This is a genomic window from Ensifer sp. ZNC0028 (assembly GCF_000799055.1).
Taxonomy (GTDB): domain Bacteria; phylum Pseudomonadota; class Alphaproteobacteria; order Rhizobiales; family Rhizobiaceae; genus Ensifer.
The window spans coordinates 1-19,653 of record NZ_JTLA01000104.1 but is presented as its reverse complement, the minus strand read 5'-3'; the positions used below and the strand labels follow the sequence as shown (position 1 = coordinate 19,653).

General features: G+C 62.8%; 19 protein-coding genes. 5 read left to right on the top strand and 14 right to left on the bottom strand.

Going from position 1 to position 19,653, the window contains the following annotated elements; translation table 11 throughout:
* Positions 1-277: 277 nt before the first annotated feature.
* A complete protein-coding gene (locus tag L981_RS24155; RefSeq protein WP_245281709.1) occupies positions 278-1,750 on the top strand; it encodes a M48 family metalloprotease in 1,473 nt (490 codons plus the stop codon).
* Positions 1,751-1,942: 192 nt separating this feature from the next.
* Here the strand turns inward: L981_RS24155 and L981_RS24150 are convergent, their stop codons facing one another.
* From L981_RS24150 to L981_RS24115, 8 genes are all read right to left on the bottom strand, one after another.
* Entirely contained in the window at positions 1,943-2,809 is an 867-nt protein-coding gene (locus L981_RS24150) for an RNA polymerase factor sigma-32 (RefSeq protein WP_043622257.1), read from the bottom strand.
* A 308-nt stretch (positions 2,810-3,117) separates the two neighbouring features.
* Positions 3,118-3,687: a CarD family transcriptional regulator gene (locus tag L981_RS24145; RefSeq protein ID WP_034802893.1), complete on the bottom strand. Its 570-nt coding sequence runs from the start codon at positions 3,685-3,687 to the stop codon at positions 3,118-3,120.
* Between the two features lie 410 nt (positions 3,688-4,097).
* A complete protein-coding gene (fdxA, locus tag L981_RS24140; protein ID WP_034802896.1) occupies positions 4,098-4,436 on the bottom strand; it encodes a ferredoxin FdxA in 339 nt (112 codons plus the stop codon).
* A 270-nt stretch (positions 4,437-4,706) separates the two neighbouring features.
* A complete protein-coding gene (locus tag L981_RS24135) occupies positions 4,707-5,120 on the bottom strand; it encodes an RNA-binding S4 domain-containing protein (protein ID WP_043622255.1) in 414 nt (137 codons plus the stop codon).
* An 8-nt stretch (positions 5,121-5,128) separates the two neighbouring features.
* Positions 5,129-8,179, bottom strand: a complete 3,051-nt coding sequence (locus tag L981_RS24130) for a helicase-related protein (RefSeq protein WP_043622323.1) — start codon at positions 8,177-8,179, stop codon at positions 5,129-5,131.
* 669 nt (positions 8,180-8,848) lie between these two features.
* A complete protein-coding gene (locus L981_RS24125; protein ID WP_043622253.1) occupies positions 8,849-9,574 on the bottom strand; it encodes a beta-ketoacyl-ACP reductase in 726 nt (241 codons plus the stop codon).
* 17 nt (positions 9,575-9,591) lie between these two features.
* A complete protein-coding gene (locus tag L981_RS24120; RefSeq protein ID WP_043622251.1) occupies positions 9,592-9,951 on the bottom strand; it encodes a hypothetical protein in 360 nt (119 codons plus the stop codon).
* Between the two features lie 13 nt (positions 9,952-9,964).
* Positions 9,965-11,146 (bottom strand): acetyl-CoA C-acetyltransferase, encoded by a 1,182-nt coding sequence (locus L981_RS24115; RefSeq protein ID WP_043622249.1) that lies wholly within the window; start codon positions 11,144-11,146, stop codon positions 9,965-9,967.
* Between the two features lie 223 nt (positions 11,147-11,369).
* Between L981_RS24115 and phaR the strand changes: the two genes are divergently transcribed.
* Complete coding sequence (gene phaR, locus L981_RS24110; RefSeq protein WP_043622245.1) at positions 11,370-11,948, top strand: polyhydroxyalkanoate synthesis repressor PhaR; 579 nt, start codon at positions 11,370-11,372, stop codon at positions 11,946-11,948.
* 94 nt (positions 11,949-12,042) lie between these two features.
* Here phaR and L981_RS24105 read toward each other — a convergent pair whose 3' ends face one another.
* The 5 genes from L981_RS24105 to mtgA all read right to left on the bottom strand — a co-directional run bounded on the left by L981_RS24105 (position 12,043) and on the right by mtgA (position 15,187).
* Positions 12,043-12,444: a membrane protein gene (locus L981_RS24105; protein ID WP_034802925.1), complete on the bottom strand. Its 402-nt coding sequence runs from the start codon at positions 12,442-12,444 to the stop codon at positions 12,043-12,045.
* A 157-nt stretch (positions 12,445-12,601) separates the two neighbouring features.
* Positions 12,602-12,787 (bottom strand): 50S ribosomal protein L32, encoded by a 186-nt coding sequence (gene rpmF, locus L981_RS24100; RefSeq protein WP_034802928.1) that lies wholly within the window; start codon positions 12,785-12,787, stop codon positions 12,602-12,604.
* A 145-nt stretch (positions 12,788-12,932) separates the two neighbouring features.
* Positions 12,933-13,580 carry a glutathione S-transferase family protein gene (locus L981_RS24095; protein WP_043622241.1) on the bottom strand — a complete coding sequence of 216 codons (648 nt, stop codon included), beginning with the start codon at positions 13,578-13,580 and terminating at the stop codon, positions 12,933-12,935.
* Positions 13,577-14,311 carry a DUF1868 domain-containing protein gene (locus L981_RS24090; RefSeq protein WP_043622238.1) on the bottom strand — a complete coding sequence of 245 codons (735 nt, stop codon included), beginning with the start codon at positions 14,309-14,311 and terminating at the stop codon, positions 13,577-13,579. The genes L981_RS24095 and L981_RS24090 overlap by 4 nt, the downstream gene beginning before the upstream one ends.
* Before the next feature lie 102 nt (positions 14,312-14,413).
* On the bottom strand, positions 14,414-15,187 hold the full coding sequence (mtgA, locus tag L981_RS24085) for a monofunctional biosynthetic peptidoglycan transglycosylase (RefSeq protein WP_043622235.1): 774 nt from the start codon (positions 15,185-15,187) through the stop codon (positions 14,414-14,416).
* Positions 15,188-15,332: 145 nt separating this feature from the next.
* Here mtgA and L981_RS24080 point away from each other — a divergent pair, with 145 nt between their 5' ends.
* The 3 genes from L981_RS24080 to L981_RS24070 all read left to right on the top strand — a co-directional run bounded on the left by L981_RS24080 (position 15,333) and on the right by L981_RS24070 (position 18,034).
* A complete protein-coding gene (locus tag L981_RS24080; RefSeq protein ID WP_043622232.1) occupies positions 15,333-16,247 on the top strand; it encodes a polyprenyl synthetase family protein in 915 nt (304 codons plus the stop codon).
* Positions 16,248-16,251: 4 nt separating this feature from the next.
* Entirely contained in the window at positions 16,252-17,307 is a 1,056-nt protein-coding gene (hisC, locus tag L981_RS24075; protein ID WP_043622230.1) for a histidinol-phosphate transaminase, read from the top strand.
* Between the two features lie 85 nt (positions 17,308-17,392).
* Positions 17,393-18,034: a LysE family translocator gene (locus tag L981_RS24070; RefSeq protein ID WP_043622227.1), complete on the top strand. Its 642-nt coding sequence runs from the start codon at positions 17,393-17,395 to the stop codon at positions 18,032-18,034.
* Positions 18,035-18,064: 30 nt separating this feature from the next.
* Here L981_RS24070 and ispG read toward each other — a convergent pair whose 3' ends face one another.
* Entirely contained in the window at positions 18,065-19,318 is a 1,254-nt protein-coding gene (gene ispG / locus L981_RS24065) for a flavodoxin-dependent (E)-4-hydroxy-3-methylbut-2-enyl-diphosphate synthase (protein ID WP_043622224.1), read from the bottom strand.
* Positions 19,319-19,653 lie beyond the last annotated feature (335 nt).

Genomic DNA, 19,653 nt, shown 5'->3' with positions numbered 1-19,653 from the left:
ACGCGCGAAATATCCGGCAAGGCGCGAATATTCCCGCATCCGTTGCCGTGATACCACGGGGCAACTATTTCTACCGAGACAAACTAGGCAGGTGGCGCTGAAATCAGATACAGCAAGACCAGGACTGAAAGGTCGCGGCAGAGCAACGCTGCCGGGCTGAAAAAGTAGGACTTTCAACGCCGTCGTTCCACGTTTCCGCAGGATGCGGGCGGAGCGACGGACGGAAACGGGCTGAGGCATGGAGAGGCATACAGTCACACACGACCGGATCCCGCCGATGGGCGGACGGCTGCGTGGACGCGCCGTGGTTGCATTGCTTGCGACCACGCTCCTTTCCGCATGCCAATCCGTGATCGAGCAGACTTATCAGCCGACGGTTTCGCCTTCCTCCAATCCGCAGATCGTCGAGGAAGTCCAGAAGAACGATCCGCGCGCACAGCTGGGCGCGCGCGAACATCCGCGCATCGTCGCAAGCTACGGCGGCGAGTACAAGGACGCCAAGACCGAGCGCCTGGTGGCGCGCATCACCGGCGCGCTGACGGCGGTCTCCGAGAATCCGCAGCAGTCCTATCGCATCACCATCCTGAATTCGCCGGCGATCAACGCCTTCGCGCTGCCTGGCGGCTATCTCTACGTCACCCGCGGCCTGCTGGCGCTTGCCAACGACGCCTCCGAGGTCGCAGCCGTGCTGTCGCACGAGATGGCTCACGTCACCGCCAACCATGGCATCGAGAGGCAGCAGCGCGAGGAAGCGGAAGTGATCGCCAGCCGGGTGGTCTCCGAGGTGCTGTCCTCCGATATCGCCGGCAAGCAGGCACTCGCCCGCGGCAAGCTCCGGCTTGCGGCTTTCTCGCGCAACCAGGAACTCCAGGCCGACGTGATCGGCGTGCGCATGCTCGGCGAGGCCGGCTACGACCCCTATGCCGCCGCGCGCTTCCTCGACTCGATGGCCGCCTATAGCCGCTTCACGGCGGTCGATCCGGAATCCGACCAGAGCCTCGACTTCCTGTCGAGCCACCCGAACGCGCCCCAGCGCGTCGATCTCGCGCGCCGGCATGCCCGTGCCTTCGGTCCCGAAGGCACCAGCGGCGACCGCGGGCGCGACTACTATCTCGCCGGCATCGACGGCCTGCTCTATGGCGACAGCCCGCAGGAAGGCTATGTGCGCGGGCAGACCTTCCTGCACGGCCAACTCGGCATCCGCTTCGACGTGCCCGCCGGATTCCAGATCGACAACAAGGCCGAGGCGGTTCTGGCGACCGGCGCCGGCGACATCGCCGTGCGCTTCGACGGCGTCGCCGACACGGGTGGCCGAAGCCTGACCGACTATATCGCCAGCGGTTGGGTGACGGGCCTGAAGCCCGATACGATCCGGCAGATCAGCGTCAACGGCCTGGAAGCCGCAACCGCACGCGCCTCCGCCGACCGTTGGGATTTCGACGTGACGGTCATTCGTATCGATACGCGGATCTACCGCTTCCTGACCGCCGTGCCCAAGGGGTCGAACGCGCTCGAGCCGACCGCAAACCAGTTGCGCACCTCGTTCCGCCGCATGACGGCCGCTGAGACGCAGTCGCTGAAGCCGCTGCGGATCCGGGTCGTGACGGTCCGGCCCGGCGATACGATCACTACGTTGTCGGCCCGCATGATGGGAACCGACCGCAAGCTCGACCTCTTCCGGGTGATCAATGCGATGCAGGTCAGCTCGACGATAAAGCCGGGCGACAAGGTGAAGATCGTTTCCGAATAGCGTGAGGTGGGCGCGGTTGCAGCGCGTTGGTGCGCGCGTGATTGCCTGCCGTCTGTAAGGCAAGCGCGTCGCTGGGTGCCTCTACGATTGCCCAAAACGCCCAGCGCCAATCGTCTCATTGCCAAGCCATCAACGGGCAGCCCGGCTCAGTGCCGGGTCGCCGAGCACAGCCGGCGTGGCGGCGTCAGACGGTCAATGAATTCCCGCGGTCAGCGCCGGCGCTCTCGTCGCGAGCGCCGCCCGCAGCTTTTCCAGGGCCCGGGTTTCGATCTGCCGCACGCGTTCCTTGGAAATTCCGAGATCGATGCCGAGCTCTTCGAGCGTCGCCCCTTCTTCCGTCAGTCGCCGGGCGCGGATGATGCGCATCTCGCGCTCCGTCAGCGCTCCCAGCGCATCGCGCAGCCAGACGCGGGCCCGTTCGCCGTCGATCATCTCGCTCACCTGCTCGTCCGGCAACGGCGCGTCGCTGGCGAGGAAATCGAGCCGTTCACCGCCATCGGAATCGCTGCCGCCGACCGGCGCCTGCAGCGAGGTGTCGCTGCCGGAAAGCCGCGCATCCATCGTCTGCACGTCAGCGATGCTGACACCGAGGGCAGCGGCGATCTCCTCGTGCATAGCCTGCGATGTAAGCTGCCTGTCACCCTGGGCAAGCCGGGCACGAAGGCGACGAAGGTTGAAGAACAAGGCCTTCTGCGCAGAACTGGTGCCACCGCGGACGATCGACCAGTTGCGCAGGACATAATCCTGCATCGACGCCCGGATCCACCAAGTGGCATAGGTCGAGAAGCGGACCTCGCGGCTCGGCTCAAAACGGGCTGCCGCCTCCAGGAGACCGATATGGCCCTCCTGGACGAGGTCACCCATCGGCAGGCCGAAATTGCGAAACTTCGCGGCCATCGAGATCACCAGGCGCATATGCGACATGGCGATCTTGTTGCGGGCTTCCTGATCGTTGTCGTTTCGCCAGGCTTGCGCCAGCTTATGCTCCTCGTCGCGCTCGAGATAGGGCGCCTCCATTGCGATCTTGATCATCCGCCGGTCTGCAGTGAGAGTCTTCATCGATCACTCCGTGACTGGCGCCGGGCGCCATTGCGTGTGAAGTCCAAAAGGCCGGACGGAGAAGATGTCCGGCAGCAGGGGCGTCTCGCGCCGCGATGTCGAAACTTGAAGAAACGACGCGGCGCCCTAACTTCCAAGTCACGAACCTGAACGGTGACGAAGCACAGAACCAAGATCGCCCGGCGCGCAAGCGGCGCGTTTCTGCCGGCTTTTATAAATGCGCGCAGGCGGCAAAAGTTCCACGCGATCAAAGAAAAAGCCCGGCGCGATGGCCGGGCTTTTTGGTAGTCTCGGTGCAGTCGGACGGCTTATGCAGCTTCGTCCTGAGCGTCGTCTTCGTCGATCGCCTTGCCGCGCTTCGGACCCTTGCTGAGATTGGCCTCGACGAGGCGAACAGCTTCGGTTTCCGACATCTTGTTGACGGCAGCGATTTCGCGCGCCATGCGGTCGAGGGCAGCTTCATAGAGCTGGCGTTCGGAATAGGACTGTTCCGGCTGGTTTTCGGCGCGGTAGAGGTCGCGCACGACTTCCGCGATGGAAATCAGGTCGCCGGAATTGATCTTGGCATCGTATTCCTGCGCGCGGCGCGACCACATGGTGCGCTTCACGCGAGCCTTGCCCTGCACAACCTTCAACGCGCGGTCGACGAAATCGGTTTCGGAGAGCTTGCGCATACCGATGCTGACGGCCTTGGCCACCGGCACTTTCAGGCGCATCTTGTCCTTCTCGAAATCGATGACAAAAAGCTCAAGCTTCATGCCGGCGACTTCCTGCTCTTCGATCGCCACGATCTGGCCAACACCGTGGGCCGGATAGACGATCGATTCACCGGTCTTGAAGCCCTGGCGTGTCGAAGATTTTTTCTGCTGGGTCGTCATTCGTTTCAAAAACTCCCTGTTTCGCGCCGGCCATTCTGGCCGGGGCCGGGTCAGTGAGGCCCGGGATAGACGGGGATACCGCCGGGTGGGTACATCCTGGTCCGTCCAAGGAATGCAAACAGCCTCATAAAATGCGGTCACAACAGAGCAACGCCATGTTGCGTACTAGGGAGAAACCGCGTTTTGGAGATCGTTTGCTTTCGTGATGGTTTTCGGGCGCGCAAAAACACCCTCTGTGGATCAGTAGAAGGAACCTATCACAAAAAAGTGCCGAAATCAATAATTTGCTGCATGGCAGCCATCAAGCCACCATTCTCGCAACTGCGAGCGCGGCTCGTGTTTTCCCCAGCTTTGCGCCCGGGAGCAGTTCTGCTTCGTCAGGCTCGGCGAACGGTGGCGACCGTTTCGTCTCAGTCGCCCTGGCCCGGCTCGGTCGAGAAGAACTTCTCGTACTTGCCTTCGACGCCGTCCATTTCCTTCGCTTCCGGCATCGGATCGCGCTTGACGGTGATGTTCGGCCACTTCGAAGCGAAATCCGCGTTCAGTTTCAGCCACATATCAAGACCCGGCTCGGTATCCGGCTTGATCGCCTCGGCAGGACATTCCGGTTCGCAAACGCCACAGTCGATGCACTCGTCAGGATGAATGACGAGGAAATTCTCACCCTCGTAGAAGCAATCCACGGGGCAGACTTCGACACAGTCGGTATACTTGCAGCGAATGCAATTGTCGGTCACGACATACGTCATGAGGTACTCCAGCCGATGCTCACGTTTGATGGCAGACGGCAATCAATGGTGATGCTCGTCGTCCGCGCATGCTAGGAATGTCCGGCGCGCATAGCTGCCGAAGCAAACCCGATGCACCCAACGTGGGTCTGTCAGGTAAAGGCTTTATGGACCCTTTGCAAGAATATTCAATGCGCGAAACGCCACGGCAAAGGCAGAGTTTTCTAAAGGCCGTCGCGCAAAAGTGCGTAGCGTTTTGCAGCCAGGGGCCGGTAGGGAACGAGACGCCCTTCAGTCGTCGCGGGGATCGAAATCGGGCTTCAGCCGGTCGGTTTCCCGCCGCTCCTTCTTCGTCGGCCGGCCTGCGCCACGTTCACGCGTGGCAAGCTCGTAGGCCGACAATTTCTCCTTCGGCTGCTCCGGCGTCAGATCGTCGTAGAGCAGACGCGCTTCCTCATAGGGACCGCGCCGCTCGCCCGGGCCAAGAACCCGGACGATGAGACTGCGCCGGTCGAGTGCGAGTTCGAGTATATCGCCCGTCTTCAATTGAAACGAAGACTGCGTCACGCGCTCGTCGTTGACGGCGACGCGGCCATCCTCGATCGCCTTTTGCGCAAGCGATCGGGATTTGATCAGCCGCGTGAAAAACAGCCACTTGTCGAGACGCTGGCGCGAGGCCGGGTTGGACGCAGGCTGTTTTTCCATGGTCTACCTTACTTCTTCATCTGCTCCTTGAGAGCAGCAAGCTTGGCGAAGGGCGAATCCGGATCCACCGGCTTTTCGCGACGCGGCGGACGCGACTCGAACTTGCCCTGGCCCGGCTTGCCGCCGCGGTCGTGACGATCATGACGATCGCCGCGTTCCTGACGCGGCCCGCCTTCCGGCTTGCCACCGTCATGACGCTTGCCACGCGCCTGCTGACCACCCTTGCGGCCGCCGTCACGTCCTTCGCCCTGGCCCTGGCCTTGACCACGCCCGTGGCGCTGACCGCCGCGACGCTGTTCACCCTCGTGGCGGCCACCGCCCTGGCGCTGGTTGTCCTGGCGGGTGCCGGGACGCCAGAGCAGAACGGGCTTGGCTTCGACCGGCTCGCCGGTCTCCGTCACTTGGGCCTCGGTCACCTGAGCCTCAGCAGGCTGGAGCCCGTCGGCAGCGACGGCAACCTCAGCTTCGGCCTTCTCGGCCTCGGCAACAGGCGCCTCGACGACGGCAGTCTCGGCTTCAGCCGCACTGTCGCCGGCATCAGCATCATCGACGGCAGAAGCCGGCTCGGACGCGGCGGCAGCAACGGCAGCACCGCCATCCTGGCCAGCGAGGAAGGCCTGGGCCTCCTCGGCCTTGACGCTGTCTGCACGGTAGCCGAGGCCCTTCAGGATCTCTTCCATATCGTCGGGCGTTGCGCCGAGGATCGAGAGCATCGAGGTGGTCGCGGTGAAGCGACGGCCGTCATAGGCGCCTTCCGGACGCGGCTGCGTGCCCGGCTTCCACTGCAGGAGCGGCCGGATGAGATCGGCGAGGCGCTCGAGGATATCGATGCGCACCGCGCGCTTTCCGAGGAAGCGGAAACCGGCAAGCTTGTAGAAGGTCCGCTCGAAGGACGGATCGGTAACGACAGACGTACGACCGGCTGCGAGCATCGGGATGAGGTCGCCATAGCCCGGCTTGTCGAGGCCATCGTTCTTCAGCGCCCAGAGGAGCGTGATGAGTTCGGCCGGAGCCGGCTTCAGCAGCGCCGGCAGGAAGATGTGGTAGGCGCCGAAGCGAACGCCGTACTTGCGGATCGAAGCGCGACCGTCCTGGTCGAGCGACTTGACGTCGTCTGCAACATCGCGGCGGAACAGCACGCCGAGGTTCTCGACGAGCTGGAAGGCGAGGCCCTTGGCGAGACCTTCGAGATCCTCGGCGCGCGAGATATCGTCGAGCGGCTTCAAGACCGTGCCGATGTGATGGTTCACGAAACGCTCGATGCGCGCCAGAACGTGCTCGCGGGCGTTCGCCTGCAGCTGATCGTCGGCCAGAAGGATGACGCGCGGGCGCATGACGTGGTCGCTTGCCGTCAGACGGGCGACGGGATCGCCGAGCCAGCGCACCAGACCATCCGACGAAAGCGCCAGATCGTTGTTGCCGGAAGCATGCAGACGGGCAGCCCGCGCTTCGAACTCGAGCGCCAGCGCCTTCTGCGCCGCACCCTGCACGGCCTTGGCATCCGGGCCGTCTCCGCCGGTCGCCAGCGTAAACCGGAAACCGGTTAGTTGTCCTACGTGGTGTCCTTCGACGAAGACATCACCATTCACACTGATTTCAGCTTCCAGCATAGCATTCTCTCTCAGGCGCTTCATGAGCACAGATGTCCTGCGATCAACAAAGCGTTTCGTCAACCGTTCATGTAGTGCGTCGGATAATCGATCTTCAATTTCCCGCGTCTTTTCTTGCCAGTGTGTCGGATCGGCCAGCCATCCGGGCCGGTTCGACACATAAGTCCATGTCCTGATCTGCGCGATTCGCGCCGAAAGTGTGTCGATCTCACCGTCCGTATGATCGGCACGCCTGACCTGCTCGGCCATGAAATCTTCGTTTACGGTACCGCGGCGGACAAGATCCGCGTAGATCGTCGAGATCAAGTCGGCATGTTGAGCCGGTGTAATGCGCCGATAGTCCGGCAGCGCGCAGGCTTCCCACAGTTTTTCCACCCGCTCGGCATTGGTCGTGATGTCGACGACCTCGGGATACCGGGCCAAATGCTCGAACGCCTGCTGGTCTACCGCAGGTAGCGCCCGGGCAAGGCCGGGAACCGTTGGCGCGGCCTCAAGACTCTTCTTCAGAGCGGCGATCGAAGCGTAGTCGAAAGCCTTCGAGCGCCACTGCAGCACCTTCACCGGATCGAACTCATGCGCTTCGATGCGATGGACGAGTTCGTTGTCGAAGGGATCGACACGGCCGGTCACACCGAACGTACCGTCGCGCAAATGCCGGCCGGCGCGGCCGGCGATCTGCGCAAGCTCCGCCGGATTGAGATTGCGGAACTGATAGCCGTCGAACTTCCGGTCCTGCGCAAAGGCGACATGGTCGACGTCGAGATTGAGCCCCATGCCGATCGCGTCGGTCGCGACCAGGTATTCGACGTCGCCTTCCTGGTAGAGCGCCACCTGGGCATTGCGCGTACGCGGCGACAGCGCGCCGAGAACGACGGCGGCACCGCCGCGCTGGCGGCGGATCAGCTCGGCGATCGCATAGACCTCGTCGGCCGAGAAGGCGACGATTGCCGTGCGATGCGGCAGGCGGGTGATCTTCTTCGAGCCGGCATAGAGCAGCTGCGACATGCGCGGCCGCTCGACCACGGTGATGCCGGGCAGCAATTGCTCGAGGATCGGCCGCATCGTTCCGGCACCGAGCAGCAGCGTCTCGCCGCGGCCGCGCAGGTGCAGGATCCGGTCGGTGAAGATGTGGCCGCGCTCGAGATCTCCGGCAAGCTGCACTTCATCGATTGCCACGAAGGAGGCCGTCGTCTCGCGCGGCATCGCTTCGACGGTGCAGACCGAATAGCGCGCCCGGTGCGGCGTGATCTTTTCCTCGCCGGTGATCAGCGCGACGTTGTGGTGGCCGACCCTTTCGACCAGGCGCGTATAGACTTCGCGCGCCAAGAGGCGCAGAGGCAGGCCGATGACGCCGCTGTCGTGCGCAATCATGCGCTCGATCGCGTAATGCGTCTTGCCGGTATTGGTGGGCCCGAGCACCGCGGTGACGCCGCGGCCGCTCAGGATCATGGGGTGAACGGACACGTCATCGATCCCGGGCATTCAGAAATTACGGCAGCGTCTTTTCACGCTGGCGGCAAACACATGCCCACGCACCGAGCCAAACGCAAGGGGCGCAGACAACTAAAACCATCGCTTGGCATCTCCCAGCCCATTGCACCACCTGTTGTGGTCGGCACAATCGACAATTGGAACAGCCGTGGAACGAATCGGCGACGAATCGACGACTCATTGTGATTCACTGTATGTTCACGACTACATATAGATTTCAACACCGAACGTTGCACCACATGCTGAATCTGGCAATGATTCCGCCCATCAGGCGCTTTGGCGTGCAACAATCCCGGCTCTCCCATTGCCTGACGGGTCCAAGGATTCCGAATCCAAGACTCTGGAAAGCCTGGAAAATTTTTCACGAAATTCGTCAGGGATTCACCCAAGCGAGAGAATGAGAATCGCAGCTTGGAGTCGCGATCAGTGCGGGAACATTCGGCAGCGACTCGCAGACCGCGCGTCATTCCACCTTTGTTCTCCACAAGATATAGTGTCTACGCCCCGCCCCGGCAACGGAACTGCCGGCGCAACTTCAGGATTTCGAGCAGGATTCTCATGCGCCGCCACCACATGGAAACGGCGCCTCGAAAGGCGCCGTTCGCCGGTGTTCAGCTTGCCTGATGCTCAGACGAAAAACTGTCCGCCGTTCGCCGAAATCGTCGAGCCGGTGATGAAGCCGGCATCGTCGGAGGCGAGGAACACCACGCAGCGGGCGATTTCTTCCGGTTCGCCGAGGCGCCCGACCGGGATCTGCGGGATGATGCGCTCGTTGAGCACCTTCTCCGGCACCGCCAGCACCATCTCCGTACCGATATAGCCGGGGCAGATCGCGTTCACGGTAATGCCCTTGGCCGCCCCTTCCTGGGCAAGCGCCTTGGTGAAGCCGAGATCACCGGCCTTGGCCGCCGAATAGTTGGCCTGGCCCATCTGGCCCTTCTGGCCATTGATCGACGAGATGTTGATGACGCGACCGAAGCCGCGGTCGCGCATGGCCGACCAGAGCGGATGCGTCATGTTGAAGAGACCGGTGAGGTTGGTGCCGATCACCTCGCCCCACTGCTCCGGCGTCATCTTGTGGAACATGGCGTCGCGGGTGATGCCCGCATTGTTGACCAGCACGTCCACCGGACCGAGGTCGGCCTCGACCTTGGCGATGCCTTCGGCGCAGGCCTGATAGTTGGAGACGTCCCACTTGTAGACCGGGATGCCGGTTTCCTGCTTGAAGGCCTGGGCCTTCTCGTCATTGCCGGCATAGTTGGCAGCCACCTTGTAGCCGGCATTCTTGAGTGCGATGGAAATTGCCGCACCAATGCCGCGCGACCCACCCGTGACCAATGCTACCCTGCTCATATGCGCCTCCCACTTGATCAGTTCAGTTTTTCGAATGCCTTCTTCATCAGCTTTTCGCCGACCTGTTGCCCGTAGAGCCCGGCGGCCGCTTGAAACTGCGGCGTAGCCAGCGCGGACAGAGCCACCTCGCACTTTTCCAGCGCGAGACCCATCATCACCTCGGAGAGCTGCTCCAGCGACACCTTCAGCGCGCCGCTGTCATCCTTCAAGGCCGCGACCATCACGTCCTTGAAAACGCTCTCCTCGTCGGAAGTCGTGTGTTTCAGCATGCACTGTACCAGCCGCGCCTCGTCGAGAGGCGCGGGATTGGCATGTGCAGAAACGATCGGCGAACCGGCCAGAAGCAGGGAAAATGCAACCCACCTGGCGCTGTTCATGCCGCCAGACCGATCAGAGCCGCTCGACGCACATGGCGACGCCCATGCCGCCGCCGATGCAGAGCGTTGCAAGCCCCTTCGAAACGCCGCGGCGCTTCATTTCAAACAGCAGCGTGTTGAGCACGCGGGCGCCGGAAGCGCCGATCGGGTGACCGATGGCGATCGCGCCGCCATTGACGTTGACGATCGACGGATCCCAGCCGAGATCCTTGTTGACCGCGCAGGCCTGGGCCGCGAAGGCTTCGTTGGCTTCCACCAGTTCGACATCGCCGATCGCCCAGCCGGCCCTGGCCAGCGCCTTGCGCGAGGCCGGGATCGGGCCGGTGCCCATGACCTGCGGATCGACGCCGGCGGTTGCCCAGGAAACGATGCGGGCAAGCGGCTGGATACCACGCTTGGAGGCCTGCGCCTCGGTCATCAGTAGCGTTGCTGCGGCGCCGTCATTGAGGCCCGAGGCGTTGCCGGCGGTGACCGTGCCTTCCTTGTCGAAGGCGGGGCGCAGCTTCGTCATCTGGTCGAGCGTTGCACCGTGGCGGATATATTCGTCCTGGTCGACGGTCACGTCGCCCTTGCGGCCCTTGACGATGAAGGGAATGATCTCGTCCACAAAGCGCCCGGCTTTCTGGGCGGCTTCGGCCTTGTTCTGCGAGGCGAGCGCGAACGCATCCTGCTCCTCGCGGCTGAGCTGCCACTGGCGGGCGACGTTTTCGGCGGTAATGCCCATGTGATAACCGTAGAAGGCGTCGGTCAGGCCGTCCTTGATCATCGTGTCGATCATCTTGAAGTCGCCCATCTTCACGCCGCCGCGAAGATGCGAGCAGTGCGGCGCCATCGACATGGATTCCATGCCGCCGGCGACGATGATCTCAGCATCACCGGTTGCAATCTGCTGCATGCCGAGAGCCACGGCACGAAGCCCCGAGCCGCAGAGCTGGTTCATGCCCCAGGCCGTCTTTTCCTGCGGAACGCCGGCCTTCATCGCAGCCTGGCGCGCAGGGTTCTGGCCTTCGCCGGCCTGCAGCACCTGGCCGAGGATAACCTCGTCGACCTCACCGGCTTCGACGCCTGCGCGCTCGAGCACGCCCTTGATGACGGCGGCGCCAAGCTCGTGCGCCGGCGTGTTGCCGAAGGCGCCGTTGAAGGATCCGACCGCGGTGCGGCCGGCGCTGGCGATCACGATGGAGGGATTGCTCATGGGACGTTTCCTCAGATCTTCTGGCCTAATACGGGCAGACTGGCAAAGCGCGCGACGCAAGTCAAACGCCTTGATGCAGTGCCATAAAAGCGTCACCTAAAACGCAACCGCAAGATTTTGCACTTGCGTCGCCGCAACGCACAAAGACATTGTCAGCGGCGCGCTTTTGCGGATACTCTGAAAAACGCAATAAAGACGGGATGATGGGGGAGAGGAGACCCTGATGGCGAAGCACGAAGGCCAGATCGTTATCAAAAAATATGCGAACCGGCGGCTCTACAACACCGGGACCAGCACCTATGTCACGCTCGACGACCTGGCTGTGATGGTGAAGAAGGGTGAGGACTTCATCGTTCAGGATGCAAAATCCGGCGAGGACATCACCCATTCCGTGCTGACGCAGATCATCTTCGAGCAGGAGTCCAAGACCGGCAACACGCTGCTGCCGATCTCCTTCCTGCGCCAGCTGATCTCGTTCTACGGCGACCAGATGCAGATGGTGGTGCCGAGCTATCTCGAACATTCGATGCAGGCTTTCACCGAGCAGCAGTCGCAGATGCGCGAGCAGATCAACAAGGCCTTCGGCGACACGCCGCTCAGTAAGAACCTGCAGGTTCCGCTGCAACTTGTCGAAGAACAGGTGCGTCGCAACACCGAGATGTTCCATCAGGCCATGCAGATGTTTTCGCCCTTCATCACCGCGCCGCCGGTGAAGGAAACGAAGAAGGCCGAAGCCAAGGATATCGACGAACTGAAGGAGCAGCTGCGCGCGCTCCAGACCAAGCTCGACAATCTCGGCTGAAGGACGACCAGGCAGGGAAAACTGCTTCCCGCCTTCACTTCACCTGCAACAGCGATCGCGGAAATCGGGGCGGCGTCGCCCCGAACCGTCAGGCCTAGAGGCCGATCGACACATCCCGGCCGGCCGAGCGCATCGACACGGCAAAGCCGGCGATGACATCGATGAAGCTGATGGTCATCAGGATGAAGAAGAGCTGCGTTGCCGCCGGTGCGAGCAGCAGAAATTCGATCAAAAAGACGATGAACAGGATCATTGACAGCAGATGATCCATCAGTGCGCGGCTGCTCGTGCGCGTCGCCTTCAGTAGCTCGACGAAGAGCAGCAGTAGGGCGCCGACGATCAGGAGGTCGCCGAAGCGCATCGTCCAGGTCGCGCCTGAAAGCATGGAGAGCGACACCATGTCGGCGTTCAGGCCGGCGAGGCCGCCGAACATTCCGATCATCGCGAGATTGTAGATTGCAAAAGGCAGGATCAGCAGCGGTATGGCAGCAAGCATCAGAACTCCTTGACCGCGTTTATGGGGGACCATGTTCGTGCGGCGTCGTCACGCAAGGCGCCAGCGATACCACGGCGTCCAAGCAAGATCATGTCAGATGCAAAACAAAAGGGCCGGCAGAGCCAGCCCTTTGAACCTAATCCGCGAACGGAAACGCTTATGCGCTTTCCTTCGGGGTCAGAACCTGACGGCCACGGTACATGCCGGTCTTCAGGTCGATGTGGTGCGGGCGACGCAGTTCGCCGGAGTTCTTGTCTTCGACGTAGGTCGGGGTCTTCAGAGCGTCAGCCGAACGGCGCATGCCACGCTTGGACGGGCTCGTTTTTCTTTTAGGTACAGCCATTTCATTCTCCACTTATCGGGCAAACACTGTTCAGCAGCCGAAATGGCCGTGTAAAACAGATGTTAATCACGGAAATTTGGCGCGCTTATACATGGCCAGCTGCTGTTTGACCAGTCCCCACGGGCAATTTTTCGACTCGACCTTTTCAGATCTCGTCTTCGATGACGACCCAAGGCTCTGCGCGGGCGGCTTCTTCCCATTTCAGGAACGCCGGATGTGCCTTTACGCGGTTCATGTAGCCGAGCGTTTCTGGATCCGCAACGAGATCATAGACGTCGAAGCGGTTGACCACAGGTGCGTACATCGCATCGGCCGCGGTGAAGGCGCCAAAGAGGAACGGACCGCCGGATTGGGCGAGCGCCTGCCGCCAGATCGTCTCGATGCGAGCGACATCCGAACGGACGTCCTCGGCAACGTCCAGCGCCTTCTTCGCCCGGCGGACATTCATCGGGCAGGCGCCGCGCAACGCCCTGAAACCGGAGAGCATTTCCATCGAATAGCTGCGCGCCCGGGCGCGCGACTGACGGTCGGCCGGCCACAGCCCTGCATCGGGAAAAAGCTCGGCGACGTAGTCGATGATCGCCAGCGATTCCCAGACAAGGAAATCGCCATGCCTAAGCAGCGGCACCTTACCCGTCGGCGAGACCGCGCGAATGTCCGGGTTTCCCGCGGCGAAGTCGAAGGGGATGACCACCTCGTCGAAGGCGATGCCTGCCGCCGTCATCGCGATCCATGGCCGCATCGACCAAGACGAATAGTTCTTGTTGCCGACAAAAAGCGTAAGTCCGGTCATTTCCGTTCCTTGGTTGCTGGTCTCTCCGAGAAAACGATCAGTTCCTCGAAATGGTTCATGTCCTCGAACGAGCAGAAGGCGGGTGGATCGAGCGCGATCACCGGCACCTGCTCGCGCAGAAAAGCGAGCTGTTCGTCCAGCATCATCTGCCAGCGCGGTAGCGCAGAATCGTCGAGCCAATCGACGGGGTAGGCATAGGTGATGTGGAATTCGTAATCGTCATGATCAGGATGGCGATAGCCAAAGGCTTCTGCGAAAGCGTCGCGCCAGGCTTTAAGGCAAGCGCGGTCGGCGGCACCGTCGCCTTCGAGCGCAAGGCCCGTCGGCGTAACCTCAGTCACGCGGGCGCGGAACTGCTCCAGCGGCGCAAAATCCGCAAGCCGTTCGCGGTAATACGCCGTCATCACCTCGATCGGCGTATCGAGCGGCATGCCAGCCGGCCAGTAAGGAAGCTTCCGGCGGTGTTCGATGATGCCCTGGAAGATCGTCATGTGCAGGCTGGACGGGTGGGTAAAGGCGAACTGCCGCGCCTCGGGCATCGCCATCAACCGGTCGCGCACCGCAAGTACGGCGACCTCGGAACGCGATCCAGCGGTGACGTGAGAGACGACGGTGTTGCCCGGTTCCGGCAGGAAGCGGCCTTCGGGGTCGTAGCGCGTTCCGAGATGTCTCGGCAGGGCATGGTTGGCGTTGCGGCCAAAGGCGAGAAGCGAGGGGGAAATCAAGGTCATGGAGCGATCGGGCCTTTCAAGGGGAGAGAGGCCCAGATGGCAGAACTCTACAACGCGAGCATGACATCGCCCAGTGAGCCCATCCAATGAAAAGGTCTGATCCTAATTATAAAGGCAGGTGATGTAACCGCCGGAGCGGCTGGCGCGGCGCTCGATCAGGTTCGCCAGGCGCTTGAGACCGCGGCCGGGTTTGCCGGCGTTGCGCTCTTTCGGATTGGGCAGCGAGACAGCAAGCAGCGCCGCCTGCCGTCGCGAAAGCTTCGACGCCGAAATCCCGAAATGGTGGCGGGCAGCCGCCTCGATACCATAGATCCCGTCGCCCCATTCGGCGATATTGAGATAGATCTCCATCATCCGCCGCTTGCTCCAGACGAAGTCGGCGGCAACCGCCAGCGGCAGTTCCATGCCCTTGCGCAGGAAGGAGCGGCCGTTCCAGAGATAGAGGTTTTTCACGGTCTGCATCGGAATGGTGCTGGCTCCACGGGTGGATTCCCCTTCGAGCGCATCCTCGACCACGCCCCGCATCTGGCCCCAATCGACGCCGTCATGGGCACAGAATTGGCCATCCTCCGACATCATTACCGACTGCACCAGAACCGGGGCGATATCGTCGAACTCGACCCATTGCCGATCGTAGCCGCGCAGCAGCACGAGATCGCGCAGCATCAGCGTTGAAACCGGATGAATGAACTCCACCAGATAGAGAACGATCAGTGCGTAAGGAAGGACGAGCAGGCCAAGCACGGCGAGCACGATCTGGCGGCGGCGCGTGCGCAACGTCCGGCGAAGCGAAGACCAGCGACTGGAAGGCACTTCGCCCTCCTCGCGCGCTTCCGGAACGACGTTCGCGGCCTGACTGTTCACCTCGCTGTCCATCCGCTTCTCTTAGTGCATGCGCAGGCAGAGTTGAACGGGCTTTCTGGCAAAAGGCAAGGCGTGCAGGCGGCTGTCCCAGGGAAAGCGCGCGGCTGCGACACGAATCCCCGTTGAAAGCCCTCTTCGCCCATGTCAAAGAGCGCGCATGAGCCAGGAACCATCGCCTTTTACCCGTCGCCTCGCCGCCAATGCCCGCACCGTCGAGGCGCTGCTGGAACGTCTGCTCGGCCAGACGACGGAAGCCGACGAAATCGCCCGGCCGGCAAACCTGTTGGGTGCCATGCGCCACGGCGTGCTGAACGGCGGCAAGCGCCTGCGCCCCTTCCTGGTGATCGAATGCGCCGATCTGCTCGGCAGCAATCGCGACGCGGCCCTGCGCGTCGGCGCGGCACTCGAATGCGTGCATTGCTACTCGCTCGTCCATGACGACCTGCCGGCGATGGACGACGACGACATGCGCCGCGGCCAGCCGACCGTGCACAAGGCCTTCGACGAGGCAACGGCGATCCTTGCCGGCGACAGCCTGCTGACCTTCGCCTTCGACATCATCGCAGCCCCCGAGACCTCGCTTTCGGATGCTCAGAAGGTGGCACTGGTTCTGGCGCTCGGACGCGCCGCCGGCCACGGCGGCATGGCCGGCGGACAGGCGCTCGACCTGGCCGCGGAAAAATTGCCGCCGGACGAGGCCGGGATCGTCACATTGCAGGCGATGAAGACGGGGGCCCTCATCCGCTTTGCCTGCGAGGCTGGAGCCATCGTCGCCGGCGCCTCCAGGGACGATCGCGCGCGGCTTCGCGCCTTTGGCGAAAAGATCGGCCTTGCCTTCCAGCTTGCCGACGACCTGCTCGACCTCACCGCCGATGCGGAGACCATGGGCAAGGCAACCGGCAAGGACGCCGCCCGCGGCAAGGGCACGCTGGTGGCCCTCCATGGCCAGGCCTGGGCGGAAGAGCGGCTGGAGCAACTGGTCGCAGAAGCCGAAGTGCTGCTTGCGCCCTATGGCGAGCGCTCGGCCATTCTCGTCGAAGCCGCCCGTTTCATCGCCAACCGCAGGAGCTAGATCCATGAGCAAGTACTGGTCGCCGATCGTCTCCAAGCTGAAACCCTACGTGCCGGGCGAACAGCCGCGCATCGAAAACCTGGTGAAGCTCAACACCAACGAATGCCCCTACGGCCCGTCTGAGAAGGTGCTCGACGCGATCGCCGCGGCAGCGAGCAACGATCTTCGCCTTTATCCCGACCCGCTGGCGCTGAAGCTGCGCCAGGCGATTGCCACGCGCTATGGCGTGACCACCGAAGAAGTGTTCGTCGGCAACGGCTCCGACGAGGTGCTGGCGCATATCTTCGCCGGCCTGTTGAAACATGACGCGCCGCTGCTGTACCCGGATATTTCCTACAGCTTCTATTCGACCTATGCGCGACTCTTCGAGATCGACACGGTCGAGGTGCCGCTCAACGATCGCTTCGAGATCGATCTCGCCGACTACGATCGGCCCTCAGGCGCGATCATCCTGCCGAACCCCAACGCCCCGACCGGCATAGCCTTGCCGCTCGCCGACATCGATCGGCTGGTCGCAAGCCATCCGGACCAGCCCGTCGTCATCGACGAGGCCTATGTCGACTTCGGCGGAGAGTCCGCCGCAACGCTGGTTTCGAAATTCGAGAACCTGCTGGTCGTCCAGACCTTCTCCAAGTCGCGTGCGCTTGCCGGCCTGCGCGTCGGCTTTGCCATCGGCCAGCGACCGCTGATCGAGGCGCTGGAGCGGGTGAAGGACAGCTTCAATTCCTATCCGCTCGGCCGTCCGGCCCAGGCTGGCGCCATTGCCGCAATCGAGGACGAAGCCTGGTTCGAGGAGACCCGTGCCAAGATCATCGCGTCGCGCGACCGGCTCACGGCCGAACTGACTGCGCGCGGCTTCGAGGTGCTACCTTCGTCGGCGAACTTCGTTTTCGCCCTCCATCCCGGCCATAGCGGAGAAACGCTGATGAAGGCGCTGCGTGAACGCGCCGTGCTGGTGCGCCATTTCGCCAAGCCGCGCATCGGCGATTTCCTGCGCATCACCATCGGCACCGATCAGGAATGCGCCCGTCTGATCGAGGCGCTCGACGAGATCGTCTGACATCTTGTCTCGGTGACATTTCGCCGTTTCAAACCAGCGACGAACTGATCTAGCCTCCGGCGACCTCGCCGGAGCTTTGTCTGACATGTTCGATCTGACGCCCTATCTGCCGCAGTTGCTCATCGCCTGGACCGCCTATCTGATCGCGACCGCTTCACCGGGGCCTGCGATCCTCGCGATCATCACCACCTCGGTCAGTCAGGGACGCAAGGCCGGACTGGCGCTTGCCCTCGGCGTTCTCACGGGAAGCTACACCTGGGCGATGCTGACGGCCTCCGGTCTATCGGCGCTGATCCGCGCCTACGGCCATGCGATCATCGTCCTGAAGATCGCCGGCGCCTGCTATCTCTTCTGGCTCGCCTACAACGCGCTGCGCGCCGCCATGCGCAGCGACAAAAGCGCGATCGTGCCGATGGCGAAGGCGCAGACGTCGCTGAAGCGGCTCTATCTCAAGGGGCTTGGCATTCACCTGACCAACCCGAAGGCGATCTTCTCCTGGATCATGCTGGTTTCGCTGGGGATGCCCGAAGGTGCGCCCGTCGGCGTCACTGCCACCTTCATCGGTGGCTGCATGGTGCTCGGCCTGATGACCTTCTGCGGCTTTGCGATCGTCTTCTCGCTGTCGCCGGTCCACCGTGCTTATCTGAGGTCCAAGCGGCTGATCGAGAGCCTGATGGCCGGCTTCTTCGCCTTTGCTGGCTTCAAGCTGCTGACGTCACGGCTCTGAGACCATCGCGCTCAGACCAAGCGAGGCTGCTTACTCGGCAGCCGCCTGGCCGCGGCCGTAGCGCTTCTCGATATAGTCGGAAACCAGCGTCTCGAAGTCACCGGCGATGTTGGGGCCGCGTAGCGTCATCGCCTTCTCGCCGTCGATGAAGACCGGAGCGGCCGGCATTTCGCCGGTGCCCGGTAGCGAGATGCCGATATCGGCATGTTTGCTTTCGCCGGGACCGTTGACGATGCAGCCCATGACCGCGACCTTCAGGCCCTCGACGCCGGGATATTTCTCGCGCCAGACCGGCATGTTGCGGCGGATATCGTCCTGGATCTTCTGGGCGAGTTCCTGGAACACGGTCGACGTGGTGCGTCCGCAGCCGGGACAGGCGGCAACGACCGGAATGAACTGGCGGAAGCCCATGACCTGCAGCAGTTCCTGCGCCACCTGCACCTCGCGGGTGCGGTCGCCGCCGGGCTCCGGCGTCAGCGAGATGCGGATGGTGTCGCCGATACCCTGCTGCATCAGGATGCCGAGCGAGGCGGATGAGGCGACGATACCCTTGGTCCCCATGCCGGCCTCGGTGAGGCCGAGATGCAGCGCGTGGTCCGAGCGGGCCGACAGCATGGCGTAGACGGCGATCAGGTCCTGCACGCCGGAAACCTTGGCCGACAGGATGATGCGGTTGCGCGGCAGGCCGATCTCTTCGGCAAGTTCGGCCGACAGCAGCGCCGACTGCACGATCGTTTCGCGCGTCACTTCCTGGGCCGTGAGCGGAAAGCCGTTCGCCTTGTTCTCGTCCATCAGCCGCGTCAGCAGCTCCTGGTCGAGCGAACCCCAGTTGACGCCGATGCGCACCGGCTTGTCGTAGCGGATCGCCATCTCGACGATCTCGGCGAACTGCTTGTCCTTCTTGTCCTTGAAGCCGACATTGCCCGGGTTGATGCGATACTTGGCCAGCGCTTCCGCGCAGGCCGGATGATCGGCAAGCAGCTTGTGGCCGATATAGTGGAAGTCGCCAACGAGTGGGACATCAAGGCCGAGCCGCTCGAGCCGCTCGCGGATCTTCGGCACCGCCGCCGCACTCTCGTCGCGGTCGACGGTAATGCGCACCAGTTCCGAGCCGGCCTTGTGAAGGGCCGCGACCTGCGCCACCGTTCCGTCGATATCGGCGGTGTCGGTGTTGGTCATCGACTGGACCACGACCGGAGCCCCGCCCCCGACAATGACACCGCCGACATCGACAGCGACGGAGCCACGACGGGGTTGCGGATCGAAATCGAAGGCGGAAGACATAAGGGCCTCTTCGTGGTCACTAAGCCGGGCGGGAATACGGGCAAAACCCGCACTAACTTTCCTCAAAGTACCCGAGCTCTTTGCCCATCAGGTGGATGAGGAAAGCCTGATTGTCAACGGCGACATCATGCCCTGACGGCGATTTGATGGCGACCTCTGGTGCGAAGCCCCTCATCCCGCTGCCGCGACCTTCTCCCCGCAAGCAGGGAGAAGGGACATGCCGAGCCCTCGTCACTCTGTCCGCAACGTACGCCGAGGATGCGAGAGGGGCTGGAGCCGACCGCGCGTTTCCTTCTCCCCGCGAGCGGGGAGAAGGTGGCCGGCAGGCCGGATGA

Coding starts and splice junctions, on each gene's coding strand:
- L981_RS24155 (WP_245281709.1), top strand. CDS start 278: ATGGGCGGACGGCTGCGTGGACGCGCCGTGGTTGCATTGCTTGCGACC.
- L981_RS24150 (WP_043622257.1), bottom strand. CDS start 2,809: ATGAAGACTCTCACTGCAGACCGGCGGATGATCAAGATCGCAATGGAG.
- L981_RS24145 (WP_034802893.1), bottom strand. CDS start 3,687: ATGACGACCCAGCAGAAAAAATCTTCGACACGCCAGGGCTTCAAGACC.
- fdxA (WP_034802896.1), bottom strand. CDS start 4,436: ATGACGTATGTCGTGACCGACAATTGCATTCGCTGCAAGTATACCGAC.
- L981_RS24135 (WP_043622255.1), bottom strand. CDS start 5,120: ATGGAAAAACAGCCTGCGTCCAACCCGGCCTCGCGCCAGCGTCTCGAC.
- L981_RS24130 (WP_043622323.1), bottom strand. CDS start 8,179: ATGATCCTGAGCGGCCGCGGCGTCACCGCGGTGCTCGGGCCCACCAAT.
- L981_RS24125 (WP_043622253.1), bottom strand. CDS start 9,574: ATGAGCAGGGTAGCATTGGTCACGGGTGGGTCGCGCGGCATTGGTGCG.
- L981_RS24120 (WP_043622251.1), bottom strand. CDS start 9,951: ATGAACAGCGCCAGGTGGGTTGCATTTTCCCTGCTTCTGGCCGGTTCG.
- L981_RS24115 (WP_043622249.1), bottom strand. CDS start 11,146: ATGAGCAATCCCTCCATCGTGATCGCCAGCGCCGGCCGCACCGCGGTC.
- phaR (WP_043622245.1), top strand. CDS start 11,370: ATGGCGAAGCACGAAGGCCAGATCGTTATCAAAAAATATGCGAACCGG.
- L981_RS24105 (WP_034802925.1), bottom strand. CDS start 12,444: ATGCTTGCTGCCATACCGCTGCTGATCCTGCCTTTTGCAATCTACAAT.
- rpmF (WP_034802928.1), bottom strand. CDS start 12,787: ATGGCTGTACCTAAAAGAAAAACGAGCCCGTCCAAGCGTGGCATGCGC.
- L981_RS24095 (WP_043622241.1), bottom strand. CDS start 13,580: ATGACCGGACTTACGCTTTTTGTCGGCAACAAGAACTATTCGTCTTGG.
- L981_RS24090 (WP_043622238.1), bottom strand. CDS start 14,311: ATGACCTTGATTTCCCCCTCGCTTCTCGCCTTTGGCCGCAACGCCAAC.
- mtgA (WP_043622235.1), bottom strand. CDS start 15,187: ATGGACAGCGAGGTGAACAGTCAGGCCGCGAACGTCGTTCCGGAAGCG.
- L981_RS24080 (WP_043622232.1), top strand. CDS start 15,333: ATGAGCCAGGAACCATCGCCTTTTACCCGTCGCCTCGCCGCCAATGCC.
- hisC (WP_043622230.1), top strand. CDS start 16,252: ATGAGCAAGTACTGGTCGCCGATCGTCTCCAAGCTGAAACCCTACGTG.
- L981_RS24070 (WP_043622227.1), top strand. CDS start 17,393: ATGTTCGATCTGACGCCCTATCTGCCGCAGTTGCTCATCGCCTGGACC.
- ispG (WP_043622224.1), bottom strand. CDS start 19,318: ATGTCTTCCGCCTTCGATTTCGATCCGCAACCCCGTCGTGGCTCCGTC.